At 74.7% G+C, this 23762-nt stretch carries 20 protein-coding genes; 6 read left to right on the forward strand and 14 right to left on the reverse strand.

The window, feature by feature from the left end:
- Positions 1-36: 36 nt before the first annotated feature.
- From ACFC2L_RS12635 to ACFC2L_RS12665, 7 genes are read right to left on the reverse strand one after another with little or no spacing between them, the layout of a single operon-like run.
- Complete coding sequence (locus ACFC2L_RS12635) at positions 37-1905, reverse strand: alpha-glucosidase (protein WP_375824649.1); 1869 nt, start codon at positions 1903-1905, stop codon at positions 37-39.
- A 19-nt stretch (positions 1906-1924) separates the two neighbouring features.
- The gene (locus tag ACFC2L_RS12640) at positions 1925-2971 is read right to left on the reverse strand and encodes a DUF4037 domain-containing protein (RefSeq protein ID WP_375824651.1); all 1047 of its coding nucleotides are present in this window, start codon (positions 2969-2971) and stop codon (positions 1925-1927) included.
- 47 nt (positions 2972-3018) lie between these two features.
- Positions 3019-3999, reverse strand: a complete 981-nt coding sequence (locus ACFC2L_RS12645) for an NAD-dependent epimerase/dehydratase family protein (RefSeq protein WP_375824652.1) — start codon at positions 3997-3999, stop codon at positions 3019-3021.
- Positions 3996-5774 carry an AMP-binding protein gene (locus tag ACFC2L_RS12650; RefSeq protein WP_375824653.1) on the reverse strand — a complete coding sequence of 593 codons (1779 nt, stop codon included), beginning with the start codon at positions 5772-5774 and terminating at the stop codon, positions 3996-3998. The genes ACFC2L_RS12645 and ACFC2L_RS12650 overlap by 4 nt, the downstream gene beginning before the upstream one ends.
- Positions 5771-7069 (reverse strand): cytochrome P450, encoded by a 1299-nt coding sequence (locus tag ACFC2L_RS12655; RefSeq protein WP_375824654.1) that lies wholly within the window; start codon positions 7067-7069, stop codon positions 5771-5773. The genes ACFC2L_RS12650 and ACFC2L_RS12655 overlap by 4 nt, the downstream gene beginning before the upstream one ends.
- A complete protein-coding gene (locus ACFC2L_RS12660) occupies positions 7066-7857 on the reverse strand; it encodes a glycosyltransferase family 2 protein (protein ID WP_375824655.1) in 792 nt (263 codons plus the stop codon). The genes ACFC2L_RS12655 and ACFC2L_RS12660 overlap by 4 nt, the downstream gene beginning before the upstream one ends.
- The gene (locus ACFC2L_RS12665) at positions 7854-8945 is read right to left on the reverse strand and encodes a 3-oxoacyl-ACP synthase III family protein (RefSeq protein WP_375824656.1); all 1092 of its coding nucleotides are present in this window, start codon (positions 8943-8945) and stop codon (positions 7854-7856) included. The genes ACFC2L_RS12660 and ACFC2L_RS12665 overlap by 4 nt, the downstream gene beginning before the upstream one ends.
- 152 nt (positions 8946-9097) lie before the next feature.
- Here ACFC2L_RS12665 and ACFC2L_RS12670 point away from each other — a divergent pair, with 152 nt between their 5' ends.
- The gene (locus ACFC2L_RS12670) at positions 9098-10393 is read left to right on the forward strand and encodes a cytochrome P450 (protein ID WP_375824658.1); all 1296 of its coding nucleotides are present in this window, start codon (positions 9098-9100) and stop codon (positions 10391-10393) included.
- Between the two features lie 32 nt (positions 10394-10425).
- On the opposite strand, the gene ACFC2L_RS12675 is transcribed toward ACFC2L_RS12670, so the two are convergent.
- From ACFC2L_RS12675 to ilvD (ACFC2L_RS12695), 5 genes are all read right to left on the reverse strand, one after another.
- The gene (locus ACFC2L_RS12675; RefSeq protein ID WP_375824659.1) at positions 10426-11244 is read right to left on the reverse strand and encodes a hypothetical protein; all 819 of its coding nucleotides are present in this window, start codon (positions 11242-11244) and stop codon (positions 10426-10428) included.
- Between the two features lie 71 nt (positions 11245-11315).
- Complete coding sequence (locus ACFC2L_RS12680) at positions 11316-11987, reverse strand: VOC family protein (protein ID WP_375807059.1); 672 nt, start codon at positions 11985-11987, stop codon at positions 11316-11318.
- Between the two features lie 147 nt (positions 11988-12134).
- Positions 12135-12953: a CPBP family intramembrane glutamic endopeptidase gene (locus ACFC2L_RS12685; protein ID WP_375824661.1), complete on the reverse strand. Its 819-nt coding sequence runs from the start codon at positions 12951-12953 to the stop codon at positions 12135-12137.
- Positions 12954-13009: 56 nt separating this feature from the next.
- Positions 13010-14191: a hypothetical protein gene (locus ACFC2L_RS12690; protein WP_375824662.1), complete on the reverse strand. Its 1182-nt coding sequence runs from the start codon at positions 14189-14191 to the stop codon at positions 13010-13012.
- 169 nt (positions 14192-14360) lie between these two features.
- The gene (ilvD, locus tag ACFC2L_RS12695; RefSeq protein ID WP_047232520.1) at positions 14361-16079 is read right to left on the reverse strand and encodes a dihydroxy-acid dehydratase; all 1719 of its coding nucleotides are present in this window, start codon (positions 16077-16079) and stop codon (positions 14361-14363) included.
- Between the two features lie 91 nt (positions 16080-16170).
- Between ilvD (ACFC2L_RS12695) and ACFC2L_RS12700 the strand changes: the two genes are divergently transcribed.
- Positions 16171-16737 (forward strand): hypothetical protein, encoded by a 567-nt coding sequence (locus ACFC2L_RS12700; protein ID WP_375824664.1) that lies wholly within the window; start codon positions 16171-16173, stop codon positions 16735-16737.
- A gap of 75 nt (positions 16738-16812) precedes the next feature.
- On the opposite strand, the gene ilvD (ACFC2L_RS12705) is transcribed toward ACFC2L_RS12700, so the two are convergent.
- Positions 16813-18678, reverse strand: coding sequence for a dihydroxy-acid dehydratase (ilvD, locus tag ACFC2L_RS12705; RefSeq protein WP_375824665.1), 1866 nt, complete (start codon positions 18676-18678; stop codon positions 16813-16815).
- Between the two features lie 318 nt (positions 18679-18996).
- Here ilvD (ACFC2L_RS12705) and ACFC2L_RS12710 point away from each other — a divergent pair, with 318 nt between their 5' ends.
- Positions 18997-19602: a DoxX family protein gene (locus tag ACFC2L_RS12710; protein ID WP_375824666.1), complete on the forward strand. Its 606-nt coding sequence runs from the start codon at positions 18997-18999 to the stop codon at positions 19600-19602.
- 88 nt (positions 19603-19690) lie between these two features.
- Here ACFC2L_RS12710 and ACFC2L_RS12715 read toward each other — a convergent pair whose 3' ends face one another.
- The gene (locus tag ACFC2L_RS12715) at positions 19691-21337 is read right to left on the reverse strand and encodes a peptide MFS transporter (protein WP_375824667.1); all 1647 of its coding nucleotides are present in this window, start codon (positions 21335-21337) and stop codon (positions 19691-19693) included.
- 52 nt (positions 21338-21389) lie between these two features.
- Here ACFC2L_RS12715 and ACFC2L_RS12720 point away from each other — a divergent pair, with 52 nt between their 5' ends.
- From ACFC2L_RS12720 to ACFC2L_RS12730, 3 genes are all read left to right on the forward strand, one after another.
- Positions 21390-22769: a cryptochrome/photolyase family protein gene (locus ACFC2L_RS12720; protein WP_375824668.1), complete on the forward strand. Its 1380-nt coding sequence runs from the start codon at positions 21390-21392 to the stop codon at positions 22767-22769.
- A 111-nt stretch (positions 22770-22880) separates the two neighbouring features.
- Positions 22881-23249 (forward strand): ArsR/SmtB family transcription factor, encoded by a 369-nt coding sequence (locus ACFC2L_RS12725; RefSeq protein ID WP_375824669.1) that lies wholly within the window; start codon positions 22881-22883, stop codon positions 23247-23249.
- Complete coding sequence (locus ACFC2L_RS12730; RefSeq protein ID WP_375824670.1) at positions 23246-23734, forward strand: SRPBCC family protein; 489 nt, start codon at positions 23246-23248, stop codon at positions 23732-23734. Before ACFC2L_RS12725 ends, ACFC2L_RS12730 begins: the two co-directional genes overlap by 4 nt.
- Positions 23735-23762: the final 28 nt, after the last annotated feature.

Raw genomic sequence — 23762 nt, forward strand, 5'->3', positions numbered from 1 at the left:
CATGTCCCAGGGATGTCACGTGTCGAGGCGGCCGTCTCACGCACTGGGACGTGCGGCGACCTCGCCCACCCGGCGGAGCACCCGCCCCTCCCACGGCAGCAGGTGCCCGACGGCGCCCGGCCGACCTCCGGCGTCGGGCCCGCCCGGGTGCGTGGCCACCAGGGTCGACGCGTCCTCCCAGCCGGCGAGGACGTCGTCCGGCAGGTCCTGGGGCTGCCCGCCCACGTTCACGAGGACGAGCAGCTCGTCGCGCACGACGGTCCCGTCCGTCCGCGTCGTGTCGAGGCCGCGCGTGAACGCGTAGACCGCCTCGTGCTCCGGGAGGAGCATGCGGAAGTCGCCGAGCGCGACGACCGGCTCGTCGCGACGCAGGGCGACGAGCCGCCGGTAGAAGTGCAGGACCGAGTCCTCGTCGGCCCACGCGGCCTCCGCGTTGATCGCCGTGTGGTTCGGGTTGACCTCGAGCCACGGCGTCCCGGTCGTGAACCCGGCGTTCGGGCTCGCGTCCCACTGCACGGGGGTGCGGGCGTGGTCGCGGCTCGCGTGCGCGAGCACGGCGAGCATCTCGCCGTCGGTGCGCAGCCGCGGGCCGCCCGTGCGGCCGGTGAGCTCGCGGAAGTACCCGAGCGACTCGACGTCCTGGTACTGGTCGACGCGCGTGAACGGCGCGTTCGTCATGCCGAGCTCCTCGCCCTGGTAGACGTACGGCGTGCCGCGGTGCAGGTGCAGCAGGAGCGCGAGCGCCTTGGCCGACGCGACGCGGTGCGCGGGCGAGTCGTCGCCGAAGCGCGAGACGACGCGCGGCTGGTCGTGGTTGTCCCAGTAGAGGGCGTTCCAGCCGCGGTCGGCGAGGCCGGCCTGCCACCGGCCGAGCGTCGCCTTGAGGTCGGCGAGGTCCCACCTGACCGGGTCGTAGCGCGTCGCCCCGTGGTCGATGCCCATGTGCTCGAACTGGAACACCATGTCGACCTCGCGACGGTCGGGGGCGGTGTACCGGACGCCGTGCTCGACGGTGACGCCCGGAGTCTCCCCCACCGTGAGGATCTCGCGGCCCTGCGCGAGGTACGGGGCGAACACCTCGCGGTGCATCTCGGCGAGGAACTCGTGCACGCGCGGCCCGTCCGTGTAGTGCGGGCTCCCGTCGCCGAACGTCCCCCAGTGCACCTCGCCGTCGGGCAGCGATCCGTCGGGGGCGACGTCCTTGGAGACGAGGTTGATGACGTCCATGCGGAACCCGTCGACGCCGCGGTCCAGCCACCGCCGCATCATCGCGTAGACCGCGTGGCGGACCTCCGGGTTCTCCCAGTTGAGGTCCGGCTGCTTGGTGTCGAACAGGTGCAGGTAGTACTCCCTCGTCGCCTCGTCGAACCGCCACGCGCTCCCGCCGAAGAACGAGCGCCAGTTGGTCGGCTCGGCGCCCGGTGCTCCCGGCTCCATGCCGGCGCGCGCGGGGCGCCACCAGTACCAGTCGCGCCGCGGGCTCTGCGCGGATGAGCGCGACTCGACGAACCACGGGTGCTCGTCGCTCGTGTGGTTCACGACGAGGTCCATGACGAGCTTCATGCCGCGCGCGTGCAGCCCCTCGATCAGCGCGTCGAGGTCCGCGAGCGACCCGAACAGCGGGTCGACGTCCTCGTAGTCGCTGATGTCGTACCCGTTGTCCGCCTGCGGCGACCGGTACACCGGGGACAGCCAGACGACGTCCACCCCCAGCCGCTCCAGGTGGTCGAGGCGCCGGGTGATCCCGGGGAGGTCGCCGACGCCGTCGCCGTCGGTGTCCTGGAACGAACGCGGGTACACCTGGTACACGACCGAGCGCGTCCACCAGGGCGCGTCATCAGGCGTCTCGGCGCCGGGCCACCCGCCGCGGGGCAGGGGGTCCGGGGTGGGGGCGGACGAGGTCATCGCACGACTTCCTCTCGGGTCACGGGGTCGTCGTCCCAGCCTGCCCGACACCGCGCGCCGCGGCGACGCGACGGCCGGGGTCCGTGAGGACGTCGACGTCGTCGACCCACTGCTCGACCGTCCCGACGCCCGGTGGCAGCGCCCGCACCACCGGGTCCTGGATCGCTGCCGTCACCACGTCGGCCACCGGCCCGAGCCCCCGGTACGGCCGGTCGAAGAACGGGACGACGACGTCGGTCACGGTCGGGAGGCCCACCGCGCCCTGGAGGTCGTGCAGGGTCTCCAGACCCCGGCACAGCGCCACCTCGCGGGATCTCCAGTCGTCCGCCGCGAGGGCGGCGGCGAGGTCGGGCGCGGCGGCGGCGGCGCGCGGGAGCGTGGCGAACGCCGTCCCGAACCACTTCCCGTACGGCGGCCAGCGCCGCTCGAGCAGGAACCCGAGGTGCATCGCGACGCGCACGAGCCGGGCGGCGACGACGCGCGACCCGAGGTCGTCGCCGCGCTCCGCCGTCCGGCCGACGAACGGCAGCTCCTGCCCCATCCGCGCCCAGTCGACGGCGACCGCGTACCGCCACAGGTCGGTCGGGTACCAGGCGAGGCGGTCGCGTGCCGCGGTGACCCGACCGTCGGTGTCCGCGAAGACGGGACCCGCGGTGACCTCGAGCACCGCCTGACCGGTGAGCGCGAGCCAGTCGTCCAGGCTGAGCGGGCGCGTCGCATCGAGTCCCAGGCGGGACGTGGTGAAGCCCGACGGCGACGCGACCTCGACCTGGTGCGGACCGTGCGGGCTCCACGTGGTCGGGAACCGGGTCGGGTAACCGGCGAACGTGCCAGGGAGCGCCGCATCGAGCAGCGCGTCGACCTCGTCGACCATCGGCTCGTCGACCAGCAGCGTCAGACGCAGGCCCCAGTCGTGGTCGCGCGACGTCGCGTCGTCGAGCCCCAGCACGTCGGACCCGCTCCCGAGGCGTCCCGCCGCGTGCGGCAGACCGGGCCAGCGGCCGAGCACGATCGGCCCGACGACCTCGTCGTAGTAGCGCCGCGCGAGGTCGGTCCCGGCTTCCACCCGGGAAACCTAGCGGGTCGGCGTCACGACACCCAGGGCTTTCGCCGCTACCACCACTCGGCCCCGACGAATCTCGTGGGAGCCGGCTCGACCCCGAGCACGTCGCGCAGGACCGTGAGGTCGTAGGTGCGTTCCATCGCGAGGTGGCTCAGGGCGTACCGCGTGAGGCGCGGCGGCTCGGGACGCCGCAGCCGCCGTGCGACCGTCTCGACCGCGCCCGCCAGCGCCCATGCTGGGGGGACCGGGACGGCGACGACCCGGACGTCGGTGCCGCGGCGGCGCAGCGCCTCGATGAGCGCGTCGCGCAGCACGACCGGCTCGGCGTCGGCGACGTTCGCGACGAGCAGCCCGCGGTTCGGTCCTTCCCCGCGCCCGGGCGCGCGGGCCGCGTCGTCGGGCAGCGCGACGGCGGCGCGCACCGCGGCGAGCAGCGTGTCCACGTGCGTGAGCGACTGGAGCACGCGCCCTCCACCGGGCAGGACGAGGCGCCCGCGGCGCACGGCGGCCTCGACCCGCGGGAGCAGCGTCGTGTCCCCGGGGCCGTAGACGGCGTGCGGGCGCAGCACGACGACGGCGCCCCGGTCGGGGTGGTGCGCGGCGTCGCGGGCGAGCGCGCGCTCGGCCTCCGCCTTGGTGGTCCCGTAGGCGTCGAGGTACCGGGCGACGGGCGCCTCCTGCTCGCGTGCGCGGATGCTCGGGCGGAACGGGTCGTACACGCTGCCGGACGACACGTGCACGAACCGCGCGCCCGGGAACGTGTCGCGCACCGCGAGCGTCCCGCCGACGTTGGTCGCGCGCGCGTCGTCGAGCGCGCACCAGTCGGACACGGCGGCGCCCGCGTGCACGACGGCGTCCACCGCGGGCGGGTCCGCGAGCGGACCGGCGGTGAGGTCCCACGCGACGTGCCGGGCGCCCGGGACGCCGGGGTCGCGGCGGGAGGACGTCCAGACGTCGTGGCCGTCGGCGACGAGGCCGCGCGCGACCGCTCCCCCGACGAACCCCGACGCCCCGGTGACGACGACCCTCACGCGACGGCACCGCGCGCGTCGCGGCCGGCGGCGGCCGGCTCGACGGGCACGAACGGCGCGGCGGCGCGCGCGAGCGCCGCCCGGTCCGGCTTGCGCGAGCGCCCGGCGAGCGGGACGCGATCGGCGTGCAGCACGACGTCGGGCAGCGCGTCGTGGTCGAGCGCGCCCGGCAGCGCAGCCCGCACCCGCGCGACGAGCGGGTGGTCCGGGTCGAGGTCGACGTCGCCGTCGGGCCGCGCACCGCGGGTCGGCGCGCCGTCGGTCACCGAACCCGCCGAGGTGCCCGCCGACGTGACCACGAGCGCGACGCGCTCGTCCCCGTCCACCTGGGGCACGCCGACGAGGAGCGCCTCGCCGACGCCGTCGAGCGCCGCGACGCGCGGCTCGAACAGGCCCGGGTAGATGTTGGTCGTCCCGCGGATGATCATGTCGCGCGTGCGGCCGACGAGCACGATCCTCCCCGCGTCGTCGAGCCGCGCGAGGTCGCCGGTGCGGTGCTCCGCGACCCGCGCGCCCCTGCCGCGCACCGGGGCGTCGAGGTCGTGCAGGTAGCCCGCCATGAGCGACGGGCCGGACAGCACGAGCTCGCCGACGACGTCCGCGCCGCCGTCGGCGGGACCGTCCGCCGGGTCGTCCGGCCCGTCGTCCTCCACCGGGTCGAGCCGCGCGACCGTGCCGGGCAGCGGCACGCCGACGAGGTCGCCGTCCCCCGCGTGCGCGAGCTTCTCCCGGGCCTCGACCACCGAGACGGGCAGGATCTCCGTCATCCCGTACACCGCGACCCAGCGCGTGCCGGGCAGGACGCGCGTCGCGCGCGCCAGCAGGGCGCGCGTCACGGGGGCTCCGCCGACGAGCGCGACGCGCGGGCCGCGCGCGGGCACCGTCCCGTCCTCGACGGCGTCGAGCAGCGCCGTGACGTCCGCGGGCACGAGGTAGGTGCCCGCGGCGCCGTCGAGCTGGCGTCCGAACGTCGCGATGTCGCGGCTCGGCGGGTCGGCGGGCACGGACCACGTCGCGCCCGCGAGGAGCGCCGGAACGCCGAGCAGCATCTGGTCGGTGTGCACGACGTCGCCCGGCGCGAGCGCGAACACGTCGCGCAGCAGGTCGCACCCGGCGAGCAGCGAACCGGCCGTGTGCACGACGGCCTTGGGCTGCGCCGTCGTGCCGGACGTGAAGACGGTCAGCGCCTCGCGGTCCGGGTCGAGCATCGGGAGCGCCGCACGGTCGACCGGGCTGGCGGCGAGGCGGCGCGCCGCACGCGAGCCGCGCGGCACCCCGGGGAGCCACGGCCCCGCGTGCACGTGCCGCAGCGGCAGGCTCGCGTAGTCCGGCAGCAGCAGGCCGCGCGAGCGGGCCACACGGCGCAGCGGCCCCCGGGACACCGCGTACAGCAGCGACTCGGTGGTCGCGAGCGACGGCCCGGCCGCGCCCACGCGCGCCGTGAACAGCTCGGGCGTCGAGCCGGGGTCGACGAACACGATCGTGCCGCCCGCACGGACGACCCCGAACGCGAGCACGACGCCCTCCGGCCGGGGACGCACCGAGAACAGCGCCCGGTCGCCGGGCACGAGCCCGTCCGCCGCGAGCGCCGTCGCGGTCGCCTCCACGCGGCGCGCGAGGTCGGCGTACGTGACCTCCTCGCGCACGCGCGCGCCCCGACGACCGGGCCGCGTCCAGCGCCGGAGCGCGACGGCGTCCGCGGACGCGTGCCCGGGGGCGCCCCGCTCGAGGATCGGGCCCAGCAGGTGGCGGGCCGCGTCGTCGGCCGCGGTCACGCCGCCTCCCCTGCCGACGGCACGGCCGATCCGGCGCCCGGGCACGCGGACCCGCCCGACGCGCCCACCCCGCCGCCGGCCGCCCGCACGACGAGCGAGCGGTACGCGGGGATGAGCACCCCGCGAGCGACGGCACGCTCGGTGACCTCGAGGCCTCGCCCCACTGCGGCGACGGGACGCAGGGCGTCCAGCACCGCGTCGACCTGGGCCATGGCGAGCGGCATGCCGAGGCAGAAGTGCGGGCCGGCGCCGAACCACAGGTGCCGCACGGCCGGGTCGACGGGTGCGTCCGGGTCGAAGGGGCCCGCGTCCTTGCAGCAGGAGATCGTCGCGATCACGACCCGGTCCCCCGCGCGGACGCGGACGTCGCCCACGGTCGCGTCGGTCCGCACCGCGCGCAGCATCGCGGGCGTGGGCGCCGTGACCCGCAGCGCCTCCTCGACGACGCGCCCGCGCAGCGCCGCGCCCTCGGGACCGGGCTGCGCGGCCAGGAGCCGGTCGAGCCAGCCCGTGTCCGCCGTGAGCGCGACGAGGCGCGGCACAAACGACTGGATCGTCTCCGTCCCGGTGAGGACGAACGCGCCGACCGCGCCCATCGCCTCGTCCTCCGAGAGCCCGAGCTCGCGCATGCGGCCCGGCACGGTCGCGGGGTCGCCGTCCCGGTACGCGTCGCGCGCCGGGGCGGAGAGCCGCGCGAGGACGGCTCGCGCGTGCCGCACCTGCGCCGGCGTGAGGCTGCGCCGGTGCAGCCGCACGAGCCCGACCACGGACTGCGCGGCCGTCATCGCCTCGCGCACGGCGGCGTCGGTGGGCGGCAGCCCGGTCATGGCGCAGATGACGGTGCCCGCCATGGTCGCGGTCTCCCCGACGAGGTCGACGCGCTCGCCCGCGAGCAGGCGCGGGGCGAGGCCCGCGAGGACGTCGGGGACGCTCACCGCGACGAGCTCGCGCACCGCGCGCGGGGTGAAGAGCCCCGAGAGCGCGCGGCGCAGGCGCGCGTGGTCCGCGCCCTCCATGTTGAGCAGCACGGACGGGCCGAGCACGGGCGTCCAGAGGTCCGACGGCGACCCCGGGCCCACCTTGGTGAAGCGCTCGGTGTCGAGCAGCACGGCTCGCGCGGTCGCGGCGTCGGACACGACCACCCCGATGCCGGGGACGCGCACGACCGGACCGCGGTGGCGCAGCGCCCGGATCGCCGGGTAGACGAGCGGGTGCGCCCCGCGCTGGACGCGCTCCTCCCAGCGCATCGCCGCGGCGAGCCCGGCGGGCGCGGGGGCGAGCGTCGTCCCGGTCACCGGATGTCCACGACGTCGGGCCGGTAGCGGTGGTCGGCGTACCAGCCGAGCGTCCGCACGAGGCCCCACGCGTGCGCGCGGCGCGCCGACGCGAGCACGACGACCTCGCGGTGCGCGCCGTACCTCCGGGTCAGGCGCCGCACCGCGTTGACGAGCGCCCGGTCCTCGTGGACGTCCTCGATCGCGGTGCGCGGGAACCCGCCCGCGGCCTCGTAGAGCTCGGCCGTGATCGCCATGTTGCAGCCCGGCGCCATGACGTACGGGCCGAGGTAGGACGGGTCCTGGTTGCCGGGCCGGAAGCGCCCGAACGTGCTCGCGACGCTCACCGCCGCCGACAGCACCCCCTGCTGGACGCGCGAGACCGGCCGGTCGTCCGTCCGGGCCACGAGCCGGCCCGCGACGAGGTCGTGCCCGCTCGCGAACGCCGCCCGCACGCGCCGGGTCCAGTCCGGCAGCGGGAGGCAGTCGGCGTCCGTGCGGGCGAGGTGCGTCGCCCCCTGCTCGATCGCCGCCCGCATCCCCGTGTCGGCCGCGGCGCCCGTGCCCTTCTGCGGCTCGTCGACCACGCGCCAGCGCGTCATGCCCCACGCCGCGGCGGTCGCGCGGACGAGGTCGCCCGTCCCGTCCGACGACCCGTTGTCGACGACGACGAGGTCGAAGTCGGTGTCCTGCTGGTCGCGCAGCGCCTCGAGCGTCGCGACGATCCCGTGCGCCTCGTCGCGCGCGGGCACGACGACCGCGAGCCGCTGCGGGCTCGCGACGTGCCGCGTGAACCGGCGCGCGGTCACAGCCGCACCACCGTCGCGCCGATGCTGATGCCGCCGGCGAGCCCGACGAGCACGACGACGTCCCCCGGCCCGACCCGGCCGGTCTCCAGCGCCGTGGCGAGCTGCAACGGGAGCGTCACGGAGGCGACGTTGCCGTGGTCGGCGACGGTGACGAGCGTGCGGCCCGTCGGGAGGCCGAGCGCGGCGTGCACGTCGTCGAGGTACGCGACGGCGACCTGGTGGACCGCGACGAGCGCGACGTCGTCCCACCCGAGGCCCGCACGGCCCAGCGCGTCCAGGACGACACCCGGGCCCAGCGCGAGGAACGCGTCGCGCAGGCGCGAGCCGTCGATCTCGAAGTAGGTCCGCTCGAGGTCGCGCGGGTGCGCGGTGCCGCCGCCCGGGAGCATGCCGACGTCCCAGTGCGTCGACTCCGCGCCGAACGCGCTCGCGAGGATGCCGCGCGGGGCGGGCACGCCGTCCGCGTCGCGCGCCTCGGCCTCGACGGCGGTGGCGCGGCGCACGAGGACCGCCGCCCCGGCGTCGGACATCGTGTAGCCCGGCGCGGAGAGCAGGTACGTGGCGCGGTCCGGGACGTCCCAGCGCACCGCGCGCGACGGCGCCTCGCCCGACGCGATGAGGACGGTCGTGTACCGGCCGGTCCCGATGAGCGCCTCCGCGACCTCGATCGCGTTGAGCACCGAGTTGCACGCGTTCTTGACGTCCATCACCGGCGCCCGGACGCCGAGCTTCGCGGCGACGATGTGGCTCGTCGCGGGCTCGACCATGTCCTGGCTCGCCGACGCGAAGAGCAGCAGGTCGACGTCGTCGGTCGCCAGCCCCTCGGTCGCGAGCAGCTTCTCCGCGGCCGCCACCGCGAGGTCGGACGCGTCCCAGTCGTCCGGGAGCACGTGGACCTGCCGCACGCCCGTGAGGCGCGAGACCATCGGCACGCGCGGCGCCGCGCCCGGGTTGCGCGCCGCGAGGGCGCGCTCCGCCTCGCGCACGTCGACCGTGCGCTCGGGCAGGTGGACCCCGACCGCGGCGAGCACCGCCGTTGGCGGAGCGAGGGGCGGGCGGGACACCGTCCCGGCAAGGTTGTCTGGCACGCGCGACACAGTAGCCAAGCAGACCCGCTCCGACGGCGGTCGTCCACAGGATCCGATGGGGTGAACTGCCCATCCCCAGATCGCGGCGTGCCCGCCCGGAGCCGCCGCGCGTGCGCCACACTGACCCGGTGACTGCGACTACGACCGCGCCGGTGACCACCCGCGAACGACGCCGCGCCCTGCCCACGACCCGGCGCGAGCTGCAGGTGCTCGCCGCCGCGCGGCCCGCGATGGCCGGCGTCCTGCTCGCGGGCGGAGCGCTCGCGGGTGCGCGCACGGGCGGTGGCCTGCGCAAGGTCCCGGGGCTCGGCTGGGTGACCGCGGACCCGACGGTCGGGCGCCGCATCCTCACCGACCACCGGCACTTCACGATCGTCGGCGAGGGCGGGGTCGGGCACCTGTGGGCGCAGATCCTCGGCGACTGGGTGCTCGACCTCTTCGACGGACCGGGCCACCACGACCTGCGCACGCGCTCGCGCGAGCTGTTCACCGAGGCGAGCGCCGGGGCGCTCGTCGACGGCGCGTGGTCCGTCGCCCTCGACGACGCGAGACGGACCCTCGCGGCGGGCAGCACGGTCGACGTCGGCCGGCTCGCGCGCGTGCTCGTGGGGCGGATGATGATCTCCCTGCTCGGCATCCCGACGCTCGGCGGCGCGGCCGCCCCCGACGGCGCCGCCGCCGTCGTCCCCGGCGACGACGACGCGCTCGCGGCCTTCGCGACGGGCGAGCGCCTCGCGTCGATCGCGCTCGGCAGCGCGGGCTCGACGTACCTCTCGCCGGAGCAGGTCACCGCGGCGCAGGCGATCGTCGCCGAGCTGACCCGGGGCGTGCCCGACGGCTGGCGCCACGCCCCCGCCGACCGCCTGCTCGGCCGGTGCCGCGAGCTCGGCCTGGGGCTGGAGGAGACCACGGGGCTCGCGAGCCTGCTCATGGTCGCGGGCACGGAGACGTCGGCGTCCGCGATGGCCCGCACGACCGCGCTCCTCGTCGACACGGGCGAGCAGCACCGCCTGCTGCGGCTCATGGCCGACGAGCGCGCGCACCCCGTCGAGCGCGCCGCGGGCGAGCCCGACGCCGTGGAGAACGCCGTGCGCGAGGGCCTGCGCGTGACCAGCCCGGCGTCGGTCATCGGGCGCGGGGTCTCCGCGGACGTCGAGGTCGCGGGGCGCACCCTGCGCGCCGGCGAGCGCGTCATGATCCTCACGTGGGCCGCGAACGTCGCCGCGGGCCCCTTCCGCGCCGACCGGCCGTACGTGCGCGAGACGCGCCAGCTCTGGTTCGGTGCCGGGCGCCACCTGTGCCTCGGCGCCGCGCTGGCGCGCGCCGAGATCGCCGCGCTGCTGCACGCCCTGTTCGACGACGGCGCGCCCCTGCGCGTGGTGTCCCGCCGCGCCAAGCGGCGCGTGCTCGTGCCGGGCTACGACGAGCTCGTCGTCGCGCGCGCCTGACGCGGCGAGGCCGGGCCGCGGCGCGCCGGGCGTCAGCCCTGGGGCGTCACGCTCCACGTGCCCGCGGTCTTCACGGCCAGGACGCCGGGCAGCACCAGGTCGAACGTCTCGGTGAACGCCTCGGTGTCGCCGAACACGCGCGACGCCTCGCGCGTGACGCCGAAGTACCGGCCCTGGAAGGAGTCCTCCGGCCCGGCCGGCGTCCACGCGACCTCGGCGCTCGCCGCGGTGCCGTCCAGCCGCAGGACGGTCGAGCCGGTGCCCGACTGCGCTCCCGTCACGGGCGGCAGGTCGTTCCAGCTCTCGAGCCGCACCGACCAGTCCCCCGGCGTCTCGAGCCAGATCGACTGCTGCGGCGCGGAGTCCTCGAACACGTCCATGAGGTAGGAGCCGGCCGCCTCGCCGAGGGTGCCGGGGTACGGGGTGACGCCCGTCGGCGCCATGAACGCCCGGGTGTCGGCGCACTCTCCGCAGTCGAGGTGCACCACGACGGCGAACTCGCCGTCACGCAGGAACGACACCGCCGCGCTCCCCGTACCGCTCACGACGGCGGGCGCACCGGCGGCGACCGTGCCGGCGTCGACCGCCTGCGCGGGCGGCTCCGACGGCCGGTCCGCGAGCGGGTCGTCCACGTCGTCGGTCGCCTCCGTCGGCGCGTCGGCCGCGCTCGTCGCGTCGTCGGGCTCGGCCGACGGGGTCGGGGTCGCGGCCGACGTCGTCGGTCGCGGACCCGGCTCGTCACCGGCCGAGCACGCGCCGAGCACGACGACGCAGGCTGCGGCGACGAGGAGCGGCACGACGACTGGGACGGGCCTCGGACGACGCGGGGAGCTCACGGGACCGGTTCTCATGGGACCAGGGTCGCAGGCGCGCCCGGCGCCGGTCGCGGGCGTCTCACCGGTGCGGCGGCACAGGTGGACGGTCAGTCGCGCGCCTGCCAGGTGCAGACGCACGCCTCGTTGCCCTCGGCGTCGGCGAGGACCCAGAACGCGGGCGCGCGACGGTCGGACACGAGGTGCCCGCCCGCGGCGATGGCCGCGGTGACGCGCGCCTCGGCGACGTCGTGCGGCACGGTCACGTCCACGTGGATGCGGTTGCGCTGCTCGCGCGGCGCGTCCATCTGCTGGAACCAGAACGCGGGGCCGTGGGCCGTCGGGTCGTGGAGGTCGGGCGCGGGCAGCTCCGGGGAGCCCTCGTCGAACCCGAGGACCGCGCGCCAGAACGGCTGGACCGCCGAGCCGACCAGGGTGTCGATCGCGATCTCGAGGTCCTGCACCGCCGTCGGGTCCGCGACCAGGTCGAGCTCGCGCGCCGCGGCCGAGACCTGTCGCGCGAGCGCGACGTCGCGCGTGCTGACGCCGCCGACGTCGTGCGAGGACAGCCGGACCGTCACGGTCCCGTAGCGCAGGTCCACGTCCGGGTGGTGGTTCGCCGCCTCGGCGAGCTCGCCGATCGCGTCGACCAGCTCCACCCCCGCGGTGAACGACCCGGTGCGGAACAGCGTCTGCACCGTCCCGAGGATGAACCGCCAGTCCTCGACGCCGTCGCTGTCGTGGAACTGCCGCGCGGTGATGCGGTCGTCCGTCGTGGCCATCCGTCCGCTCCTTCGGGTCGACACCCCTGCCGTGATCTCGTGGCGGCGGCTGGACGCCACGTGGTCCGGCGGCCGGTCACGCACCCCATGCTGACGCGTCCAGGCGCAGCACGCCAGGCCAACCGGCCCGCTCCCGCGCCGTGGCTTCTAGAGGATCGCGACGAGGATCGCGACGATCGTCAGGTCGGCGAGCACATGGGCGATCCACGGGAGGAGCAGACCGCCGCTGACCTGCCGAAGGACGCTGAGCATCGCGCCGTACACCCCGGCGAGAGCGACTCCCCACCACCCGCTGGGGAAGCCGAACCAGTGCGACGCGCCGAAGGCCGTCGCCGCGGTCAGCACCGCCCAGACCGACGTTGCCTCGAGGCCGAGCGCACGCTGCAGCACGCCGTTGTACGCGAGCTCCTCCGCCGCGGCGTTGACGACCGCGAACCCGAGCGCGCCCGCGACGAGGACGACCGGTGAGGCGTCACGCACAAGACTGAGGTGGGCCTCGTGGCCGCTCCCGTCCTCGCCCGCCGCCCACGCCCACAACACGAGCGCGAGCCCGGAGAGGGGAACCACCGCCAGTGTGAGGAGGACCCCGGGCCGCGCGACCGTCCCGCGCGAGAACCAGTCGTCGACGAGCCCGATCCTCGCGTACCTGCTCACGAGCGTGTACAGCGCGACCGCGACCGCGAGCGGCACCGGCCACAACCCGACTGACGCCGCGCTGTCGAGGCCTGTTGCCTCGAGCACCAGGGCGACCACGCGCATCGACCACAGCGCGGCGAGCAGGCACAGGGTGAGGACGGCGACGCTCCGCGCCCCCGACACGGCGCGCCCGCCGGCGTCCTGCACCCTCGGCACCGGACGCTCGACGACGGCCACCACTGCTGCCACCACGAGGATCACGCACGCGGCGTCGGCACGGCCACCGACGACCACCGCCCCGACGAGTGCCGCCGACGCAGCGACGAGCATGGCCGACCGTCGGGTGCCAGGGCGTCGGCCCGTATCGGCGCTCGCCACCTGCAGGTTCATCGGACCCCCCGAACCTCGGGTGCGACGGCGACGCCGCGGAGCACGAGGTGGACGGACAGCACCGAGGTGATGCCGTCGACGGAGACGACCTGGTCCGACGCTCCGTCGGCAAGGGCGAACCGCTGGAGCTCGAGCGGGCCCCGGGCGTCGGTAGGACTCGCCAGGACGTAGAGGTCGTCGTCGGTGAAGAGCGTGCTCGCGCTCCGTCCGTCCCAGAGGGAGATACCCGTGTCGAAGAGCTCCGTCGTCACACCCGTCGCGAGCTCTGTCGAGAACACACCTCCGCTCGGCGCCAGCCAGCGCAGCCGACCGTCCGCCACGGACGCGCTGCCGTACTGGGCGCTCGAGATCTCGTCGGTCGACAGGTCGAGGCGGCCGCCGTCGTGGTCCACGAGGTCACGGCTGATCCGTTCACCGGTCTCCGTGTCCCAGGACAGGAGAACGGGCGCCATCCCGTAACCGCCGGTGCTGTCCGCCGCGCCGACCCGGCGACTCCCCAGCACGTGGACGACACCGTCGAGGCAGGGAGCCGCCACGACGCCGGTGCCGGCAGAGCCTTCTTCCTCGTGGGTCCCCAGCACCGTCTGGTCTCCCGGCCACAGGCGGGAGAGCACCGACCGGACCGTCTCGCTCGTCTCCGGAAGCTCGGGCAGCCCGGCGTCCTCCGGGATCGTCCCGGCGATCTCAGTCCATCCCACGAGCACGCCCGCGCAGTCCGCGACGACGCCGAAGTCCCCCTCGAGCGGAGTGGCCGTGGACCGCCCTGCCGTGTGGGCGACGAGAACGTCCCGGTAGCCGGACTCCCCCACGAAACCGTGGTTGTAGACGCCGACCATCGAACCGTCGATCTCGAGCAGCGCGTTCTGATAGTCGGGCTTCACGCTCTCGACGACACTCAACCCGTCGTCGCTGAGCAGGTAGTCGTGACCCGAGTCGGCGAAGAACAACCCGTCGTCCGTCCACACCGGCCGCCCGACGTCCATCGGCTCCGTCAGCAGAACGCGGTAGTGCCCGTCCGCGTCGACGAGGACGAGATAGCCGGTCGACCCGTGGGAGAAGGTGACGGACTGCGGTGACAGGAAGAACGCGACGACCGCGTCGCCGAGGTGGGCGTCCTCGGGCTCGACCTCATGGTCCCTCAGGGCGGAGACGCCCGAACATCCGGCGAGGATCCCCACGACGATGCACCCGGCAACCCAGCTCCTGACGACACGCCCTGCCCACATCTTCCACCGGCCCCCTGCGCAGCGATGCGGGCCGGCACGTCACCGCCCCGCGCACAGAGGATCGTGCGTCACGCCCGCCGGGCGCAACACGGTCTCATCGACCGGAGACGCCCGGCGGCCTCTACTCGAGGATCGCGCCGCGGGACGCGGACTGGACGAGCTTGGCGTACTTGGCGAGCACGCCGCGCGTGAACGTCGGCGGCAGCGGCGCCCACCCGTCGCGGCGCGCGGCGAGCGTGTCCGCGTCGACGAGCAGGTCGAGCGTCTTGTTCGCCACGTCGAGCCGGATCGGGTCGCCGTCGCGCACGAACGCGATGGGTCCGCCGTCGACCGCCTCCGGCGCGACGTGCCCGACGCACAGGCCGGTCGTCCCGCCGGAGAAGCGGCCGTCGGTGAGCAGCAGGACGGTCTTGCCGAGCCCCGCGCCCTTGATCGCACCCGTGATGGCGAGCATCTCGCGCATCCCCGGGCCGCCCTTGGGCCCCTCGTACCGGATGACGACGACGTCCCCGTCGGTGATCGTGCCGTCCTCCAGGGCGTCGAGCGCCGCGCGCTCGCGCTCGAAGACGCGGGCCGTGCCCTCGAACACGTCCTCGTCGAACCCGGCGGACTTCACGACGGCGCCCTCCGGCGCGAGCGACCCGTGCAGGATCGTGATGCCGCCGGTGTGATGGATCGGGTTGTCGAGGGCCCGCAGGATCTTGCCGTCCGGGTCCGGCGGGTCGATGTCGGCGAGGTTCTCCGCCACGGTGCGCCCCGTGACCGTGAGCGCGTCGCCGTGCAGCAGCCCCGCGTCGAGCAGGGCCTTCATCACGACGGGCACGCCGCCGATGCGGTCGACGTCGTTCATCACGTAGCGCCCGAACGGCTTGAGGTCGCCGAGGTGCGGCACGCGGCTCGCGACCCGGTCGAAGTCGGCGAGCGTGAGGTCGACCTCGGCCTCGTGCGCGATCGCCAACAGGTGCAGCACCGCGTTGGTCGACCCGCCGAACGCCATGACGACGGCGATCGCGTTCTCGAACGCCTCCTTGGTCATGATGTCGCGTGCGGTGATCCCGAGCCGCAGCAGGTTGACGACGGCCTCGCCCGAGCGGTGCGCGAACGCGTCGCGGCGCCGGTCCGCCGACGGCGGCGCCGCCGAGCCGGGCAGCGACATGCCCATCGCCTCGGCGACCGACGCCATCGTGTTCGCCGTGTACATGCCGCCGCACGCGCCCTCGCCGGGGCAGATCGCCCGCTCGATGCGGTCCACGTCCTCGCGGCTCATGAGCCCGCGCGCGCACGCCCCGACGGCCTCGAACGCGTCGATGAGCGTGACGTCCTTCTCCGTGCCGTCGGAGAGCTTGACCCAGCCCGGCATGATCGACCCGGCGTAGAGGAACACGCTCGCGAGGTCCAGCCGCGCGGCCGCCATGAGCATCCCCGGCAGCGACTTGTCGCACCCCGCGAGCAGCACCGTCCCGTCGAGGCGCTCCGCCTGCACGACCGTCTCGACCGAGTCCGCGATGATGTCGCGGCTCACGAGCGAGAAGTGCATCCCCTCGTGGCCCATGGAGATGCCGTCGGACACGGAGATCGTCCCGAACTGCAGCGGGTACCCGCCGCCCGCGTGCACGCCCTCCTTCGCGCCCTGCGCCAGCCGGTCGAGCGACAGGTTGCACGGCGTGATCTCGTTCCACGAGCTCGCGATGCCGATCTGCGGCTTGGCGAAGTCCTCGTCGCCCATCCCGACGGCGCGCAGCATCCCGCGCGACGCCGTCGCCTCCAGACCGTCGGTGACCTGGCGGGAACGAGGCTTGAGGTCGGGTCCGGCGTCGGTGCGCGGGGTCTGCCCAGTCATGCCCCCACTCTAGGAACGCCCTCGCCGGACGGCGCGCCGGACGTCCCGAGACACGCCGACCCGGCCAGGGACCGCACGGCATCATGGGCCCGTGCGCACACGATCCCTCGCCCCCGCTGCCCTCGTCTCCGCCCTCGCCCTGGTCGTGACCACCGCGTGCACCTCCCCGGGGCCGTCGGGCACGGACCCGGGTGACGCGACGTCGCCGGTGTCGGCGTCGCCGTCGAGCTCCCCGACCGCGACCCCCGACGACGTCGCGACCGAGGACGAGACCGGGACCGCACCCGAGGAGCAGCCCGCGGAGGAGCGCAGCGAGACGCCCGAGGAGTCGTTCCGTGCCTGGCTCGCCGCGAGCCGAGTGCCGGACGTCGAGGTCGCGTGCGGCTACCTCGCCCCGGAGCTCGTCGAGCGGATGGTCGCCGAGATGACGTTGCAGGGGTGGCCGGGCATCACGGACTGCGCGTCGATGACCACGACGACCGCGGGACTGTACGCGGCCGTCGGCGACGTCCCGGACGTCGAGATCGCGGTCCGCGAGGAGCGCGCCGACGCGACGGTGCTGTCCGTCGTCTACGCCGGCGGCGACTGCGGCAGCGCCGTGATGGCGCCCGCGGGGACGCGGTGGGTCGTCACGGAGCAGTCCGAGGAGGAGTGCTGACACCCTCCACGGGCGCACGCCCTGGCACGACGACGGGCCCGCACCTCGCGAGGTGCGGGCCCGTCGTCTGCCGGATCAGCGGCTGCGCTTGATGAGCGACACGTCGCGGACGGCGCCGCGGTCGGCGGAGGTCGCCATCGCGGCGTACGCCTGGAGCGCGGGCGAGACGTAGCGGTCGCGGTCGACAGGCTGCCACGGGTTCTCGCGCGCCTCCATCTTGGCGCGGCGCTCGGCGATCACCTCGTCCGGGACGTTGAGGCGGATGAGGCGCGTGTCGACGTCGATCTCGATCTCGTCGCCGTCCTCGACGAGGCCGATGACGCCGCCCGCGGCGGCCTCGGGCGAGACGTGGCCGACGGAGATGCCCGACGACCCGCCGGAGAACCGGCCGTCGGTGATGAGCGCGGTCACCTTGCCGAGACCCCGGCCCTTGATGAACGAGGTCGGGTAGAGCATCTCCTGCATGCCCGGGCCGCCCGCGGGGCCCTCGTAGCGCACGACGACGACGTGCCCCGGCTCGACCTGCTTGGTGAGGATCTTCTCGACCGCCTCGTCCTGCGACTCGCAGACGAGCGCCTTGCCGACGAAGTGGAAGACGTCCGGGTCGACCCCGGCGGTCTTGAACACGGCGCCGTCCTCGGCGAGGTTGCCGCGCAGCACGGCGAGGCCGCCCTCGACGGTGTACGCGTGCTCGAGGTCGCGGATGCAGCCGTCCGCCGCGTCGGTGTCGAGCGACTCCCAGCGGTTCGAGGTCGAGAACGCCTGCGTGGTGCGCACTCCCCCGGGCGCCGCGTGGAACAGCTCGATCGCCCGCTCGGTCGCCTTGCCGCCGCGGACGTCCCAGTCGTCGAGCCACTCCCGCAGCGTCGGGGTGTGGACGCTCGTGACGTCGTGGTCGAGCAGGCCCGCGCGGTCCAGCTCGCCGAGGAGGGCGGGGATGCCGCCGGCGCGGTGCACGTCCTCCATGTGGAAGTTCGGGTGGTTCGGCGCGACCTTGGACAGGCACGGCACCTGGCGGCTGATCCGCTCGATGTCGGTGAGGTCGAAGTCGACCTCGGCCTCCTGCGCCGCGGCGAGGATGTGCAGCACCGTGTTGGTCGAGCCGCCCATGGCGACGTCGAGCGCCATGGCGTTGGAGAACGCGGCCTTGGTCGCGATCGAGCGCGGCGCGACCGAGTCGTCCTCGTCCTCGTAGTAACGCTTGGCGAGGTCGACGATCGTGCGGCCGGCCTCGAGGAACAGCTCCTTGCGCGCGGCGTGCGTCGCGAGGGTCGAGCCGTTGCCGGGGAGCGACAGGCCGAGCGCCTCGGTGAGGCAGTTCATCGAGTTGGCGGTGAACATGCCCGAGCACGACCCGCACGTGGGGCACGCGTTCTCCTCGACCTGCGCGAGCGCGGCGTCGGACACGTCGTCGTCCGCCGAGTAGTTGATCGCGTTGACGAGGTTGAGGGGGGTCTTGGCGACGCCGTCGGCGACGACCGCCTTGCCCGCCTCCATGGGACCGCCGGACACGAAGATCACGGGGATGTCGAGCCGCAGCGCGGCGTTGAGCATCCCGGGCGTGATCTTGTCGCAGTTCGAGATGCACACGAGCGCGTCGGCGCAGTGCGCGTTGACCATGTACTCGACCGAGTCGGCGATGAGGTCGCGGCTCGGCAGCGAGTAGAGCATGCCGCCGTGGCCCATCGCGATGCCGTCGTCGACGGCGATCGTGTTGAACTCCTTGGAGACGCCGCCCGCCTCGCGGATCGCCGACGCGACGAGGTCGCCCATGTCCTTGAGGTGGACGTGGCCGGGGACGAACTGCGTGTACGAGTTCGCGATCGCGATGATCGGCTTGCCGAAGTCCTCCGAGCCCATGCCGGTCGCACGCCAGAGGGCGCGGGCGCCGGCCATGTTGCGGCCGTGGGTGGACGTCCGGGAGCGCAGGGGGCGGCTCATGTCGGTTCAGCTCCTTCGACGGGTGGCCGCGGCCGATCCTCCGGCCGCCGGGTCACATTACGCCCGTCGGCGACCGGACGAACCGGTCGTCCGTCTCGTGGTCGTCGGGCTACGTACGTGGAGTCCCTACCCACCGAGGGATGTCCACCTAAACGTTACGTAAGGGTTGAATCACCGCGGGTACCCCTGCCACCGTGGACGGGCACGTCACGGCCTGGACCTCCGCGACGCCTCGACGGAGAGCGGCACCACGTGGTGCAGCAGGTCAGGTCCCGGCACCGACCCGATCTTCAGATCCCGTTCCCGAGGGGGCACCTCATGTCCACGTCCACCACGCGCACGACCTCACCGCCCGGCAGCGCCTCCGAGCCCGCCGGGAGCGTCGGCGTCGCCCCGACGACCGGTCCCGTCACCCAGGACGACGTCGTCACCCGCTCCTCCGCGCGGCACGCCCTCGCGCTCGCCCGGCTCGGCGGCGCCGTCGTCTTCCTCTGGCCGTTCGCCGACAAGCTCCTCGGCCTCGGGTACGCGACGCCGCGCGAGCGCGCGTGGCTCGCGGGCGCGGCCCCGACCCAGGGGTACCTCGAGCACGGGGTCCAGGGCCCGCTCGCGGGCACGTTCACCACGATGGCGGGCCCGGTCACCGACTGGCTCTTCATGCTCGGGCTGCTCGGCGTCGGCCTCGCCCTCCTGCTCGGGATCGGCCTGCGCGTGGCCGCGGTGAGCGGCGCGCTGCTCTTCGGCATGCTCTGGCTGTCGCAGTGGCCGTTCGCGGCCGGGTCGAACAACCCCGTCGTCGACCAGCACGTCCTCGTGGTGCTGCTCCTCGTCGTCCTCGCGACGACGCTCGCGGGCGACACCTGGGGGCTGGGACGCCGCTGGGCCGCGCTGCCCCTCGTCCGCCGGGCGCCCTGGCTGCGCTGACCGCGGCCCGCCCGGCCGGGACCCGCGCGAGGTCGCAACGGCGCGACCTCGCGCGGCCACCGGCACGGTGCGCACGCGGCACCCCCGGTCAGGCGCCGCCCGTGTGCGCGCCCTCGAGCTCGTCGGCGTGGCGGACGTGCCGCGTGACCCACGGGGCGAGCGCGAACAGCGCGAGCGCGAACACGAGCGTCACGGCGCCGATGCCCCCGAAGTACGCGGTGTCCGACGCGCCCTCGGTGACCTGCACGACCTGCGCCGTGATGGCCTGGCCCGCGGCGGGGGCGAGGAACCAGAGCGCCATCGCCTGGGAGCGGAACGCCTTCGGCGCGAGCAGCGTCGTCGCCGCGAGGCCGACGGGAGACAGGCACAGCTCGCCGAGCGTCTGGATCACGTAGACGAGCACCAGCACCCACGACGGCGCCTTGCCGTCACCGACGACCGCGGACGCGACGGCGAGGAAGAGGAACGACACCGACGCGAGCGTGAGGCCGATCGCGAACTTGTTGGCCGTCGTCGGCCGGTCGCCCGTCTTGAGCCAGATCCACGCGAACACGGGCGCCAGGACGATGATCGACAGCGGGTTGACCGACTGGAAGAACTCGGGGCTGATGCCGACCCCGAAGAACGTGAGGTCGGTCCGGTCCTTCGCGAACGCGGAGAGCGTCGTGGCGGCCTGCTCGAAGATCATCCAGAAGAGCATCGCCGCCACGAACAGCGGGATGTAGGCGATGACGCGCGGCCGCTCGGCGTCGGTCACGCGCGGCGAGCGGTACATGACGACGAAGTACGCGATCGGCGCGAGGAACGCCAGGTAGGACATCGTGTCGATGAAGGTCGAGATGTCGAAGCCGCCGGCGACGAGCGCGGCGATCAGCCCGACGAGCACGACGCCCGCGGCGATGAGCAGGAAGATGCGCGCGATCTTCGCCCGCTCCTCCGGGCGGACCGGGTTGGGCACGTGCGCGCCGGCCTCGCCCAGGTAGCGCCGGCCTGCGACGAAGAACACGAGCGCGACGGCCATGCCGACCGCCGCGACGGCGAACCCGGCGTGGTACCCACCCCAGGCACGCGCCGCCCCGACGAGGAACGGCGCGACGAACGACCCCAAGTTGATGCCCATGTAGAAGATGGAGAAGCCCGAGTCGCGTCGCGGGTCGTCGCGCGCGTAGAGCTCGCCGACCATCGAGGACACGTTGGGCTTGAGCAGGCCGGTCCCGAGCGCGACCATCGCGATGCCGAGCATCGAGAACGTCAGCCCAGGGACCGTCAGGCTGACGTGACCCGCGGCGATGATGATCCCGCCGTACAGGACCGAGCGCCGCGAGCCGATCACCCGGTCGGCGAGCCATCCGCCGACGACCGAGAGCAGGTAGACGCTCGTGCCGTAGATCGAGACGAGCGCGAGCCCGGTCGTCTCGCCGATGCCCAGCCCGCCGTTCGCCACGGAGTCCGTGAGGTAGAACAGCAGGATCGCGCGCATCCCGTAGTAGCTGAACCGCTCCCACAGCTCCGTGGTGAAGAGCGTCAGCAGCCCGCGCGGGTGGCCGAAGAACGCGTGGTCCCCCTCGATCGCACCCGCCGCGGGCACCGAGTCAGACGCTGAGCCAGGCACCGAGTCAGACGCAGGACCGGCCGACGAGCCCGCCGGGCGCGCGACCCCGCCCGGGCCGGGCGGTGCGCCCGGGTCCGGCTCGACCTCGAACTCGCGTTCGCCGCCGCCACCCTGCGTCGTCATGCGTTCGATGCTCCCACCGGCGTGCGCGACGGGCGACCGTTAGCGTGGCCGGATGCCGACGATCTGGTGGTGCCGCCGCGACCTCCGCCTCGCCGACAACCCGGCCCTCGTCGCGGCGGTGGAAGCGGCCCGGGAGGCCGGCGACGACGTCGTCGCGCTCTACGTGCTCGACCCTCGCCTCTGGGGTGCGGCGGGCGACCCACGTCGCGCCTACCTCGCGCGGAGCCTCGCCGCGCTCGACGGTGCGACGGGCGGGCGGCTCGTCGTGCGGCACGGAGACCCACGCAGCGTCGTCCCCACGCTCGCGCGCGAGGTGGGCGCCGAGGAGGTGCACGTCGCGGCGTCGTACGAGCCGTTCGGCGTCGCGCGGGACGCGGCGGTCGAACGGTCGCTGCCCGACGCCGGGGCGCGCCTCGTGCGGACCGGCTCGCCCTACGCCGTCGCGCCCGGGCGTGTGGTAACCCGCACCGGGACACCCTTCCAGGTCTTCACGCCCTTCCGCGACGCGTGGGTCGCGCACGGGTGGCGCGAGCCGGCACCCCGTCCGCGTGACGTGCCGTGGGCGGACGTGCGGTCGGACGGCGTCCCGGACGACCCCGGGACGGACGCCCGTCTCCCCACCGCGGGCGAGGCGGCCGCGCGCCGCCGGTGGCGCGCGTTCCTCGCCGACCACCTCGCGGGCTACGCGACCGAGCGCGACCGCCCCGACCGAGCCGCGACGTCGGGCATGTCCGTGCCGCTCAAGTGGGGCGAGCTCCACCCGCGGACCCTTCTCGCGGACGTGCGGAGCGCCCTGCACGACGGGCTCGCACCGTCCGACGACGCGCTCGCCTACCGGTCCGAGCTCGCGTGGCGCGAGTTCCACGCGGACGTCCTGTTCCACCACCCGGGGGCGGCGCGGCGGTCGCTGCGCACGGTCGTGCCCGACGACGCGTGGGCGACCGGCGCGGACGAGGACCGGTACCTCGCGGCCTGGACGGCCGGGCGCACCGGCTACCCGCTCGTCGACGCCGGCATGCGTCAGCTCCTCGGCGAGGGATGGATGCACAACCGCGTACGGATGGTCGTCGCGTCGTTCCTCGTCAAGGACCTGCACGTGCGGTGGCAGCGCGGCGCGGCGCACTTCCTGGCGCACCTGGCGGACGGCGACGTCTCGCAGAACCAGCTCAACTGGCAGTGGGTCGCCGGCACCGGGCGCGACGCCGCGCCGTACTTCCGCATCTTCAACCCGGTGACGCAGGGCAGGACGTTCGACCCGGACGGCACGTACGTGCGCCGCTGGGTGCCGGAGCTGCGCGGCGTCGAGGGCCGGGCGGTCCACGAGCCGTGGACGCTGCGGGAGCAGCCCGCGGGGTACCCCGAGCGGATCGTCGACCACGCCGTGGAGCGGCGGGTCTCGCTCGACGACTTCGAGCGCGCCCGGCAGCGCTGAGACCTTTCTCAACCAGAGGGTTGACGGACACCGGTCGCGAGCGTAACGTCATCGTCAACCGAACAGTTGACTAACCGGACGCCGACCCGGCGCCCCACACGAGGAGGTCCCGTGACGGCCGACCCGCTCTCGCGCGTGTTCTCGGCGCTCGCCGACCCCACGCGCCGCGACATGGTGGCCCGGCTCGCGTCCGGCGACGCCAGCGTGGGCGAGCTCGCCCGGCCGTACGACATGTCCGTCCAGGCCGTGTCCAAGCACCTGCGGGTGCTCGAGGACTCCGGCCTGGTGACCCGCACGACGGACGCCCGGCGCGCCCCCGTGCACCTCGAGGCGGAGGTCTTCGACCTCATGACGAAGTGGATCGAGCGCTACCGGCGCGAGGCGGAGGACCGCTACCGCCGCCTCGACGACGTCCTGCGCGACCTGCCCGACGAGCCGGCCGCGCCCCCGAACGACCCGACGACAGGAGCATCATCATGACCACCACCGGCACCCACGAGACCGAGATCGTCGTCCCGGAGGACCTCCCGACGGTCCGCATCGTGCGCGAGTTCGACGCCCCCGCGGCGAAGGTCTTCCGCGCGCACGTCGACCCCGAGCTGTTCGCGCGCTGGAACGGCCCGCGCTACCTCACCCAGCGCAACGAGCTCTGGGACGTGCGCACGGGCGGCGCGTACCGGTACGTCCAGGTGGACCCCGACGGCAACGAGTACGCGTTCTTCGGCAGCGTCCACGAGGTGCGCCCGGACGAGCTCATCGTCCAGACGTTCACGTTCGAGGGCTTCCCCGACGGCGTCTCCCTGGACCGCCTCGTGTTCGAGGACCTGCCCGGCGGTCGCAGCCGGCTCACCGCGACGTCGCTCGTCGACTCGTTCGAGGGCCGCGACGGCTTCGTCGCCAGCGGCATGGAGGTCGGGGTCCGCGAGGGCTACGAGCAGCTCGACGAGCTCCTCGCGGAGTCCTGACCCGACCCGCGCGACGACGGGGCGGCAC

This window comes from Cellulosimicrobium sp. NPDC055967 (assembly GCF_042269845.1).
GTDB lineage: Bacteria > Actinomycetota > Actinomycetes > Actinomycetales > Cellulomonadaceae > Cellulosimicrobium.